This is a genomic window from Neobacillus sp. FW104-15D2 (genome assembly GCF_058790155.1).
On sequence record NZ_JBYTCJ010000023.1, the window covers coordinates 77,041 to 87,902 of the forward strand.

The window sequence follows — 10,862 nt, forward strand, 5'->3', positions numbered from 1 at the left end:
GCCTCTTTTTATTGTGTTACTATCACTAATAATAAAATAAGTGCTTTCTGGCAGAAAAATGGCTTATTGATTGTTTTCACTCACTGCAACTAACTCTTTTGTTCCGTTTTGCTTGAAAAAATTTCTTACCATTTCCATTTCAATCCCCAAGTTGCGTGCTTCCAATATTAGATCCATCCATTCCTGATCTAAGCCTTCAACCATTTTCATTGTTTTTACCACTTTTCCACCCCTAAAATACAATCGTATTCCAGGCAGCTCAGCCATCCTAACAGTTACTCTCTGCCTTAGATCTGCAGCTTTGCGTCCCAGTTTTTCAACGGGTTTGCCTTTTTCTGCTTTATTGTTTGATTTAATTATTAAATTTGCTTACATACTTAAGTATTATCGGTATGTTTATTATATATAGTTCTTTTTTCGTACTGTGTTGCTTTTTGTCACAAATATCCAGTAAGTTATATACAAATTGTTTCAATATTCACCAAATTACTGTCATAGTTTTTTTACTTTTTAGTAAAATATGCTTATTTACAATCTAATTTGTTAAAAAAGTTAAATTTTTCGTCGACTCAACTTTAAAATAACCAGCCAATTGTAAAAAAATCATTACTTTATTCCTAATTTTCTCAAAATTTTTTAGACCTTGTTAATCTTTCATGTTGATTTCCACTCCCAGCGCTTGCTTTTCGCGGACAAAATGTCAGGCTTTCTCATCGTCCCTCATTCCAGGGTTACCAGCCCATTTTTCCACAGGACATAGAACTAGCATCCTCCAATAATCCTAAATGCGATTTCGAGAAGTGCCGCCCCTCCCAATTCCCTAATAATCAGACATACCTCCATGCAAAAAAATTGGCAGTATGAAATAACTAACAGTGTTCCAAAGTTAGTTCAGGGTAGAGCCATTCCAAAAAAATCCATACAAAAAAAGCCCCTTACAGGAGCTTTATATCTTGAGTTTTCAATTCAACAGCAATTTTGGCTCCAATTTCCGCATTGTTTTTGACTAAAGCTATGTTTGCTTCGAGACTTTTACCTTCAGTCAGTTCTTTTACCCTTTTTAATAAAAATGGAGTAACTTCTTTTCCTTTAATCCTTTTTTCATTTGCCTCTATTAAAGCGGTCTCTATAATTTGATTAATATATTGTTCCTCCAGCGCCGCACCTTCAGGTATTGGATTTGCAATTACAACACCACCATCCAGTCCAAGGTTCCACTTCACCCGTATAAGCTTAGCCGCCTCTTCAGATGAGTTAATCTTAAAATTGACCTTATAAGGACTGGTTCTTGTGTAAAATGCCGGAAGTACTTCTGTTTGATATCCAACTACAGGCACACCCTGAGTCTCTAAATATTCCATTGTTAACCCAAGATCAAGGATCGACTTCGCACCCGCACATACTATTGCTACATTGGTTTTAGCTAGTTCCTGTAAATCTGCTGAAATGTCCATCGTCTTTTCAGCTTCCCTATGCACACCTCCAAGGCCGCCTGTAACAAATACTTCAATACCTGCAAGCTGCGCGCAAATCATTGTAGCAGCAACTGTAGTAGCACCATGTTTTTCAGTTGCAAGAAGATAAGGAAGATCCCTTCTGCTTGCTTTTTCAATATCCTTGCTCACAGCTAGAAATTCAAGCTCGTCTTCAGAGAGACCAATTTTAATTTTTCCATCTATTATGGCAATTGTGGCCGGTACAGCACCATTGTTTCGGATAATCTCTTCAACTTCCCTTGCAGTCTCCACATTGCGAGGATAAGGCATACCGTGTGAAATAATAGTGGATTCAAGTGCTACAATTGGCATTCCTGCAGCTTTCGCCTGCTTTACTTCATCTGAATAGGTTAAATATTTATTTATCAATGTTTGATTACCCCCTTGCTAAAAAATTTGCGAAACGTTTCCTGAAGTTCGTGAGATGTTAATTTTGAACTAACTGTTTCTATAGACTGCAAAGTAATAATCGAACAAGCGGCTCCAATTTTACAGCAATTCTCCATATCAATTCCTTTTGTAAATGCATAAAGGATTCCGGCTATTAGTGCATCTCCTGCTCCCGTTACATCCATTACCGGAACAGATGGAGAGTGAAGAACGCCTGCCTCTCCATTTTTGGTAAAGTAAATCAATCCCTTATCACCGCGTGTAATAACAGTTCTCTCTGCGCCTTTCGCCAGGATAGCTTCTGCCGCCTTGAAAAAATCTCCTTCTGAAAGAATATCCACTCCTGATAGTGCTTCTGCCTCCGACTTGTTAGTAATTACCCACTCCACACCTTTAAGGCAAGCAGGCAATCTTTTAATTTTCGGAGCAGAAACAGGAGCAATACATAAAGGGATTTGTTCAGTTTTGCAGTAATGAATAATTTTCTCCAAAACAGCAGCAGGAAAATTAGTATCCAGTAAGATAAACTCTGCCTGCGAAATAAACGGCCATTTGCTGTCTATTAATGCTGTATTTACACTTTCATAAATCTCCATATCTGCTAAAGCTACAGCCATTTCACCCTCCGAATCAAGAACAGCTGTGTATGATCCTGTTAGCTGATTTTCAAGTATTTCAGACGGAGCAAAATTCACAAATTCTTTTGACTGATTAACAATCCACTTGCCTTCAGGGTCATTTCCCATAAATGACAGCAAAGAAGGGTTACAGCCTAGCCTTCCCAAGTTCTCAGCAATATTCCTAGCTACCCCTCCGCATGAAACAACGCTTTTAGCTGGATTGGAGGTTCCCAATATGAGGTCATTTATCGATTGAATTTTGCGATCGACATTGGCTCCTCCGATGCACAAAATATCAGGCTTTCTTTTTAATTCATTCATTTCGTGTGATTCTGTAAAATGCGGTTCTTTTCCAAGGATATCTAATAAAGTATTTTTCTCAACTTGATCCATCGCTTATCTCATCTCCCGTTATCGCAGGCAGGATGTTTCCCAGCATTCCCTCGACTGCGCAAACGTTTTCCTTCTCTAATAAATATATTCGTTAAAACCTCAGGAAATCCTTTAAGAATTTATCCCGTAATATGAATTTTTGAATATAGAGTTAAAAGAAAAGTGAAGTTTCGAAGGCTTAAATAGAATAGAAAAGATAAAATAAAAAGCTAAACCAATAAATGATTTAGCTTTTGCTGCGAGGCAGAATTAAAATTTCCACCCTTCTATTTCTTGCCTTGCCATCAGGAGTATTATTTGGGGCAACCGGCTGATACTCTCCAAAACCTTTAGCACTAAACCAGCGAGGGTCCAGCTTATCGTTCTGCAGAATAATTTTCATAAAGCTGACGGCCCGCATTACGCTTAACTCCCAGTTTGATTGATACCGCGAATTTCTAATAGGCACATTATCTGTATGCCCGCTGATAATAATATTCCTTGGCGGATCCATAATGAGCAGATCGGCAATTTCCCCTGCTGTTTTAATATCCTCACCTCGGATGTCTGCACTTCCTGAATTGAATAAAACATTGTCTCTTATTGAAATAAGGAGACCTTCATCTGTCAAAGAAGTCTGAAGCTTATCTGTAAGCCCTTTTTGACTGATATAGGCCTGGACTTTTCCCTGCAGTGCTTTAAGCTCTTCCTGATCCCTCAATTTTGCAGCATTCTCCTGGTCTTTCTTGCTTGCAGATTTAGGGACCTCCTGCTTTTTTAAATCAGGTGAATCAGCGGCCCCGTCACTCATAGGGCTTTGAAAATCCATCAAGCCTGTACCACCTGTAAACATCTCGTTAAATGCTTTGGACATAAGCTGAAACTTCTGTGCATCTATGGAGCTCATAGCGAAAAGAACAATGAATAGAGCAAGCAGTAGAGTGAGCAGGTCGGCATAAGGAATTAACCATGATTCATCCATGTGATCTTCATGATGTTTCTTTTTCCTGCGTCTACTCATTCTGAGCCACAACGCTTTCTTCAAGAAACTTTCTGCGCTCACCTGCCGGAAGATAAGAAGCTAGTTTTTGCTCTATTACCCTTGGTGCTTCTCCTTCAAGTATCGAGAGAATTCCTTCAACCATCATTTGTTTTTGTTTTGCCTCCTGCTGTGACTTGCGTTTTAATTTATTTGCAAAAGGATGCCATAAAACATATCCGGTAAAGATTCCGAGCAATGTAGCAACGAATGCAGCTGAAATGGCTCTGCCCAGTTCTTCCTGGTCATTCATGTGGGTTAAAGCAGCAATCAAACCAAGTACTGCTCCCAAAACTCCAAGTGTAGGTGCGTAGGTTCCAGCCTGCGTAAAAATACCGGCTCCAGATAGATGTCTCTCTTCCATTGCCTCTATTTCCTCAGACAGCACATCACGTATGTATTCTGCACTTTGTCCATCAACGGCAAGCGATAAACCATTTCTTAAAAATGGATCATCGACCTCCCCTGTTTTTGCCTCTAATGCAAGCAAGCCTTCCTTCCTGGCAAGCTGGGCCCATTCTGAAAACATTCTGATCATGTCGGATGGCTTAAGCAGTTTTTGCTCCTTAAAAAGGATTCCAAAAAGCTTTGGAACTCTTTTAAGTTCATTCGTTGGAAATGCAATGGTAACAGCTGCAATTGTTCCCGCTATAATGATTAAAAAAGCGGCTGGATTAGCCAAAGCAATAAGGGGGACTCCTTTAAAAACCATTCCCACCCCTACAGCTAAAAAAGCAAGTATGATACCTATTATTGATGTTTTATCCATGCGTCCTCACCTATCTCATGTGCCATTAAATAACTGTCTTTTAAAAGATTCCTTTTCTTTTTATTTCGACATATTTCCTGATTTTTTAAGTGTTTCTTTAAATTAAATTTTCTTTTACTGCGGAATTTTTTAGTTATCATTAATTATGAACAAGGGAGCAGTGCCCCTATCTTCCATTTCAAATTATTCTTATGTAAGCAAAAAGGGTCAAAGCAATCCTTGATTGCCTTGGCCCTTCATTTAAATACCTAATTTTTTATGGATTTTTTGCTCGTAATTTTTAAATAGGGAAGAATTTGTTTGTGCACCTTTTTTGGACATCATACCATTGTAACGATGAAGTTTCTGATTCAGCCTTTTTTGGAGATTCTTCTTTTCTTCGGAGTCCTGGCACTTTCTAATTAAATCTTCAATCGTCATCATTTCTTTTTTTATCTGGTTTTCTTCTTCACTATATCCTGCATTTTTCAATAATCTGTATGCCATTCTTAGCTCTTCGGGAATTCCAGAGAAATCTTCAAGGATTAGGGGTTTTCCTAGGCCAGGAAGATTCTCAAACTCTCCGTCGTCGTAAGCCCTGCGAATTTTATCCTCGATTATATGTGTAAAATCCATTGTCCTGCCTCCCCGGGATTTCAGCTTTAACACCATTAGTATCTGTTAATTATACCAGCTACCTTCCAGTTTCTAAAGCTGTTTATCCCGAAAGAGGGTACTTCCAGTTAAAAGCTCAAATCTTCCCTATCATCTTTGGGTCCCGTTTCATACCTGACTGGCCAGGCTGCCAATTTGCAGGCACCCCTTCCCCGGTTTTGACAGCATATTGAAGTCCTTGCAATAGCCTTATATGTTCTTCAAGATTACGGCCAACTTCCCGCGGATAAATAAATTTTGCTGTAATAATTAAATCGGGATTAATAAAAAAGGATCCACGAAAAGTAGCCCCAGACGCTTCATCCAGCACCCGGTATGCTTTGCTAATTTCCTGATTCCTGTCACTTAGAATGGGATAATGAACATCTTTAAGGGAAGGTGAGGTCTCCAAAAATACTTTATGAGAGAATACACTATCTGTACTTATAGCCAACACTTCGGTGTTCAATGCTTTTAACCTGTTATGAACAGCAGCGACCGCCGCTAGTTCCGTCGGTCAAACGAAAGTAAAATCGGAGGGATAAAAGAAAAGCAAAACCCATTTTCCTCTATAATCAGTAAGGCTGTACTTTTTTATTTCGCCATCCAGTACACCATCCGCTGTAAATAGCGGTGCTTTATCATCCCTGGTGGCATAAAAAAAGGATGGTCCTGCCGCCAGGTCACTGGCATATAATTCATCCGGCATAACTGCACTCCTTTCCCCTGGTTTCCTTTATATTGATATGCATTTGCCCTATAAAAGGAACGTCATATTTCGCTAAGCATTGGGAAAGCTAAAGGTGAGGAACAAAAGGCGCAAGCGCCCTGGTTAGATGATGAAAGGCTAAAATCGCCACGTCCTGTGGCAACGCCTTCCTGACCCACTTCCTGTGGGCCTCCAACAGGCATAAGACGAATCACGTAGTCATCCTCGGAAAAGCTAAAGCTTTTCCTTCGTGCGATGCGGATGCTTCCGAAGCTTTCCTTGTCCTGATTTCTGAAGTGATTTGGCTTATGACCCGAGCTGTTCGAATCATCACCTATCGGTCATGATCCTCACAAGATATTCAAAGAAGCAAATTCTCGAGGAAAACTGGCTGGGCGATGGAGCTGGATTACAATAACCTAGTTCGGAGTTATCCACTTGGTAAAAATCCGTAATTTCCTAAACGACAAGAAAGGAGGGGCCCTATGTCACGAGGAGTAAGTTTTAATCATAAAAAGAAGCATCATCCTGGAGATTTTCCGTCAGATGTCCTAACAGAAAAACATACTAAAGAGGCAGTTCATGACGAGGAATTAATTGTTACTCAAGAAGCCTTTAAAAACAGAGTAGAAGATGAAAATGAGGCGTGATATTCACGCCTCATTTTTTAACTGACAGGTTCGCTTAAACTGTTCCAGTCCATATTTTTGAGCCATTCAGAAACGGCTTCAATATCCTTTGAAAAGATTCTATCTTTCAAGATTTTTGGCACAATCATTCTGCCCTTTTCATAAAAGCTTTTGGTCAGCTCAGCCATTTTTTCAGTTCCTCTAAATTCCACAGCCTCCAAAGCACAAATCAGTTCAATTGCCAAAACTCTTCTCATGTTTTGTATAATCTGGTAAGCATGCCTTGCAGCAATAGTCCCCATGCTTACATGATCTTCCTGGTTTGCCGATGATGGGATTGAATCCACACTTGCAGGATGTGCTAGTGTCTTATTTTCCGAAACCAGCGAAGCAGCCGCATATTGCATTATCATTGCACCAGATTGCAGTCCTGGTTCCGGGCTAAGAAATGCAGGGAGGTCATTAAGCTGAGGGTTTACAAGCCGTTCAATGCGACGTTCCGAAATATTCGCAAGCTCTGCTGCAGCAATTTTCATAAAGTCCATGGCAAAGGCTATCGGCTGACCATGAAAGTTCCCACCTGATATGACCTTTTCCCCATTATCAAAAATAAGCGGATTATCCGTTGCGGCATTCATTTCAATTTCAAGTTTTTCTTTTACGTAGTCAAGAACCTGCCAGGAAGCCCCATGCACCTGTGGAATACATCTTAAGGAATAAGCATCCTGAACTCTTATTTCCCCTTGCTTTGTTGTTAATTGACTGCCTCTTAAATAATGGCGAATCCGTTCAGCTGTTTCAATCTGCTGCCGATATCCCCTTGCAATATGGATGTCCTCATCAAAGGCATCAATGATGCCTTTAAGGCCTTCAAGCGTAATAGCAGCAATGATTTCGCTTTGTCTGGCTGCCTGTTCTGCCTCAAGATAACCAATCACTCCCATTGCTGTCATAGCCTGAGTCCCATTGATTAAAGCAAGCCCTTCTTTCGCTTCGAGTGTAACTGGGAATATACCCTCCTGCCTAAAAGCTTCTTCGGAATTTATTTTTTCCCCTTTGTAAAAAACTTTGCCCTCACCAATCAAGGTCAGCGCCAGGTGCGAAAGAGGCGCAAGATCACCGCTAGCACCAAGTGATCCCTGCTGTGGAATTATTGGGATAATGTTTTTATTAACCATATCAAGGAGTCTTTCAATAATAACAGGCCGCACTCCGGAATACCCCTTGAGCAGTGCATTGGCCCTTAGTAATAACATGGCCTTGGAAACCCCTTCAGGGAAAGGCTCCCCTACTCCACAGGCATGTGACCGGATTAGGTTCAGCTGTAAATCACGAACATTTTCCTGTTCAATAAGAACATCACTAAATTTTCCAAAACCCGTATTGATCCCATATACAACTTTTTTCTCTTGAACAATCCGTTCCACTGCATCCCTGCTCTTTTGAACAGCATCCATACTATCCTGTGAAGCGGCCACTAGTTTATTTTGAAAAAGAATTTCCTTTACCAGTTCAAGTGATAATGTGTTTCCAGTCAGAATAACCATCTTTCTCACCTCTACCGCATTAGTAAAATAAAGAAAGAGGCTGGGTTTCAAATCATTTAGATTTGAATCCCAGCCTCTTTTATGAAAAGTACCCCTATTGAACCTTTCATCTCCATCATCCCTATCCACCTGCAAATTTCTGAATTTACAAGTAATTATCTTTATTGTATGTGTTGCAAATTCTTTTTGTCAATAAAGATTTTCCTTTGTAACCTTTTAAACTGCCCGATTACAAAAATCACAAAATATCCGTTATACTGTAGGGAGGTAATTTGCCTATTTGAAAGGAGTTATTATGAAATCTCTTGTACTCGCAGAAAAACCGAGTGTTGCCCGGGAACTGGCACGTGTTCTCGGTTGCAGACAAACACATAAAAGTTATTTAGAAGGCGACCAGTATATTGTGACTTGGGCGCTTGGACATTTGATCGAGCTTAAAATGCCAGAGCATTATGATAATAAATATAAAACCTGGAATCTGGAGGACCTTCCGATCATCCCTCCTAAAATGGGGCTGCAGGTAATCAAGCAGACAAATCACCAATACAGAGCGATAGAAAGTCTGATGAAACGGAAAGACATTAAAGAGTGCATTATTGCCACCGATGCAGGCCGTGAAGGTGAGCTTGTAGCACGCTGGATTCTTGAAAAGGCACACTGGAACAAGCCTATTAAGCGCCTGTGGATTTCCTCACAAACCGATCGGGCTATTAAAGACGGCTTCCGAAATCTAAAACCCGGGAAAGAGTTTGATAATCTCTACCATTCTGCCGTGTGCCGGGCAGAAGCTGACTGGCTGATTGGATTGAATATTACAAGGGCTTTAACCACTAAATACAAAGACCCTCTTTCTGCAGGCCGTGTTCAGACGCCAACTCTTGCTATGGTTATGGAACGTGAAACGCAAATACAGAAGTTTACGCCTAAAGAATATTGGACCATTAAAGCAGATATTGGTCCCTTTACAGCTGATTGGGAAAAAAATAATGAGAAACGAATTTTCGATAAAGAAGCTGCTGAAAAAATTGTTGAGAAATTGCAAGGTACTAAGGCTGTAATCGAGAAGATCGATCGAAGGAAAAAGAGTGACCCTCAGCCACTACCTTACGATTTAACAGAATTGCAAAGAGATGCAAATAAACGATTCGGGTTTTCCGCTAAAAAGACTTTATCAACACTGCAAAGGCTTTATGAACAATATAAAATTGTCACCTATCCTCGGACCGATTCCCGATATTTAACCTCTGACATGGAATCAACTATGCTCGACCGGCTCCAGGGAATGAGTTCAAGCTATAAAGATGAAGTCCGTCCACTTATTGCTAATAAAGGGAAGGTGCTAGCGAAGCGCGTATTTAATAATGAAAAAGTAACAGACCACCACGCGATTATTCCTACAGAAGAACGTTTGGTGCTTAGCAATTTGGATAACGATGAACGAAAGCTGTATGACATGATTGCCCGCAGATTTCTGGCTTTATTTTTGCCAGCCTATGAGTATGAAACTATACAGACCGTATTCCAGGCAGAGGGCGAAACATTTAAAGCTACTGAAACAGTTATTATTAATCCAGGCTTTAAACAGGTATTGGGCAAAGAGGATGCTCCTATTGAAAATCAATCCGTGCAAAAGCTTTCACAGGGACAGTCTTTCAATATAAAAGAGCCTTCTCTTCAGCAAAAATGGACTGAACCTCCGACTCGTTATTCTGAAGCTGATATATTGGGGCAAATGGAAAAGTTCGGGCTCGGTACACCGGCAACTAGGGCGGAAATTATTGAACGTCTCGTTGAAACCGAAGTAGTTGAGCGTAAAAACGGGCGTTTCCATCCTACTAAAAAGGGCCAGCAGCTTATTGAGCTGGTAAATGATGAGCTAACCTCCCCTGAACTTACAGCTAAATGGGAAAAGGAGCTTGAGTTAATTTCAAAGGGTAAAGCTGATCCTAAAGCATTTTCTAAAAAAATCCGGAAGCAGACGGAACAGCTTGTATCTGAAGTTAAAATTAGTGATAAGTCCTATCGTGCACATAATCTGACTGGCTCTAAATGCCCGGAATGCGACTCCTTCCTAAAAGAAAGAAATACAAAGGATGGAAAAATTCTAGTCTGTTCGAACCTTGAATGCTCCTACCGCAGACGGAAGGATCCAAAGCTGTCTAATCGCAAATGTCCACAATGTCATAAGAAAATGGAGCTTCATGAAGGAAAAGCTGGTTTGTATTTTCAATGCCGCCGCTGTAATATCGTAGAAAAAGCGGAGGAGAGGAAAAAGGCTGTCAACAAGCACGAAGAACGGAAGCTTGTCCAAAAGTACACACAAAAAGAAGACTTTGGAACAAGTCTTGGAGATTTGCTGAAACAAGCATTAAATAAAGAAGACTAAAATTTTGAGAACCGGGCTTATAGCCCGGTTTTTGTAATGGTTTCCCTTTGAACCTTCGTCCCCGTTTTGGTGTGTATTCCGATGCAAATACGTGCATTTCCTCTCTGAATCGTGCATTCTTTTTTCGATTCGTGCATTTCCTTCCTGAAAACGTGCATTTCTTCCTCGATTTCGTGCATTTCCTTCCTGAAAACGGATTGAGTCCATATAATTGTGTAAAAAGAAAGAGTCATTTTATTCACTCTTGGCAACACTGTTTTCAACTACGAAAA

General features: G+C 40.3%; 11 protein-coding genes and 1 riboswitch. Of the genes, 2 read left to right on the forward strand and 9 right to left on the reverse strand.

Annotated features, from left to right (window positions below; genetic code table 11):
• Positions 1-63 precede the first annotated feature (63 nt).
• From AC3WR0_RS17735 to AC3WR0_RS17765, 7 genes are all read right to left on the reverse strand, one after another.
• Positions 64-222, reverse strand: a complete 159-nt coding sequence (locus AC3WR0_RS17735; protein ID WP_492553549.1) for an anti-repressor SinI family protein — start codon at positions 220-222, stop codon at positions 64-66.
• Positions 223-250: 28 nt separating this feature from the next.
• Positions 251-340, reverse strand: a riboswitch (cyclic di-GMP riboswitch).
• Positions 341-935: 595 nt separating this feature from the next.
• Positions 936-1,862: a pseudouridine-5'-phosphate glycosidase gene (locus AC3WR0_RS17740; RefSeq protein ID WP_492553564.1), complete on the reverse strand. Its 927-nt coding sequence runs from the start codon at positions 1,860-1,862 to the stop codon at positions 936-938.
• The gene (locus AC3WR0_RS17745; RefSeq protein ID WP_492553550.1) at positions 1,862-2,899 is read right to left on the reverse strand and encodes a carbohydrate kinase family protein; all 1,038 of its coding nucleotides are present in this window, start codon (positions 2,897-2,899) and stop codon (positions 1,862-1,864) included. Before AC3WR0_RS17745 ends, AC3WR0_RS17740 begins: the two co-directional genes overlap by 1 nt.
• A 226-nt stretch (positions 2,900-3,125) precedes the next feature.
• Positions 3,126-3,899, reverse strand: coding sequence for a flagellar motor protein MotB (motB, locus tag AC3WR0_RS17750; protein ID WP_492553551.1), 774 nt, complete (start codon positions 3,897-3,899; stop codon positions 3,126-3,128).
• A complete protein-coding gene (gene motA / locus AC3WR0_RS17755) occupies positions 3,892-4,686 on the reverse strand; it encodes a flagellar motor stator protein MotA (protein ID WP_492553552.1) in 795 nt (264 codons plus the stop codon). The genes motB and motA overlap by 8 nt, the downstream gene beginning before the upstream one ends.
• Positions 4,687-4,926: 240 nt before the next feature.
• On the reverse strand, positions 4,927-5,301 hold the full coding sequence (locus AC3WR0_RS17760) for a DnaJ family domain-containing protein (RefSeq protein ID WP_492553553.1): 375 nt from the start codon (positions 5,299-5,301) through the stop codon (positions 4,927-4,929).
• 115 nt (positions 5,302-5,416) lie between these two features.
• A complete protein-coding gene (locus AC3WR0_RS17765; RefSeq protein WP_492553554.1) occupies positions 5,417-6,028 on the reverse strand; it encodes a peroxiredoxin in 612 nt (203 codons plus the stop codon).
• A gap of 485 nt (positions 6,029-6,513) precedes the next feature.
• Between AC3WR0_RS17765 and AC3WR0_RS17770 the strand changes: the two genes are divergently transcribed.
• On the forward strand, positions 6,514-6,678 hold the full coding sequence (locus AC3WR0_RS17770; protein ID WP_492553555.1) for a hypothetical protein: 165 nt from the start codon (positions 6,514-6,516) through the stop codon (positions 6,676-6,678).
• A 17-nt stretch (positions 6,679-6,695) separates the two neighbouring features.
• Here AC3WR0_RS17770 and hutH read toward each other — a convergent pair whose 3' ends face one another.
• The gene (hutH, locus tag AC3WR0_RS17775; RefSeq protein ID WP_492553556.1) at positions 6,696-8,204 is read right to left on the reverse strand and encodes a histidine ammonia-lyase; all 1,509 of its coding nucleotides are present in this window, start codon (positions 8,202-8,204) and stop codon (positions 6,696-6,698) included.
• 295 nt (positions 8,205-8,499) lie between these two features.
• Here hutH and AC3WR0_RS17780 point away from each other — a divergent pair, with 295 nt between their 5' ends.
• Positions 8,500-10,590, forward strand: a complete 2,091-nt coding sequence (locus AC3WR0_RS17780; protein ID WP_492553565.1) for a DNA topoisomerase III — start codon at positions 8,500-8,502, stop codon at positions 10,588-10,590.
• 17 nt (positions 10,591-10,607) lie between these two features.
• On the opposite strand, the gene AC3WR0_RS17785 is transcribed toward AC3WR0_RS17780, so the two are convergent.
• Positions 10,608-10,823: a hypothetical protein gene (locus AC3WR0_RS17785; RefSeq protein ID WP_492553557.1), complete on the reverse strand. Its 216-nt coding sequence runs from the start codon at positions 10,821-10,823 to the stop codon at positions 10,608-10,610.
• Positions 10,824-10,862 lie beyond the last annotated feature (39 nt).

Excerpts from the sequence above, each read along its gene's own strand:
- AC3WR0_RS17745 (WP_492553550.1), bottom strand. The coding sequence starts at position 2,899 with ATGGATCAAGTTGAGAAAAATACTTTATTAGATATCCTTGGAAAAGAA.
- motB (WP_492553551.1), bottom strand. The coding sequence starts at position 3,899 with ATGAGTAGACGCAGGAAAAAGAAACATCATGAAGATCACATGGATGAA.
- motA (WP_492553552.1), bottom strand. The coding sequence starts at position 4,686 with ATGGATAAAACATCAATAATAGGTATCATACTTGCTTTTTTAGCTGTA.
- AC3WR0_RS17760 (WP_492553553.1), bottom strand. The coding sequence starts at position 5,301 with ATGGATTTTACACATATAATCGAGGATAAAATTCGCAGGGCTTACGAC.
- AC3WR0_RS17770 (WP_492553555.1), top strand. The coding sequence starts at position 6,514 with ATGTCACGAGGAGTAAGTTTTAATCATAAAAAGAAGCATCATCCTGGA.
- hutH (WP_492553556.1), bottom strand. The coding sequence starts at position 8,204 with ATGGTTATTCTGACTGGAAACACATTATCACTTGAACTGGTAAAGGAA.
- AC3WR0_RS17780 (WP_492553565.1), top strand. The coding sequence starts at position 8,500 with ATGAAATCTCTTGTACTCGCAGAAAAACCGAGTGTTGCCCGGGAACTG.
- AC3WR0_RS17785 (WP_492553557.1), bottom strand. The coding sequence starts at position 10,823 with ATGACTCTTTCTTTTTACACAATTATATGGACTCAATCCGTTTTCAGG.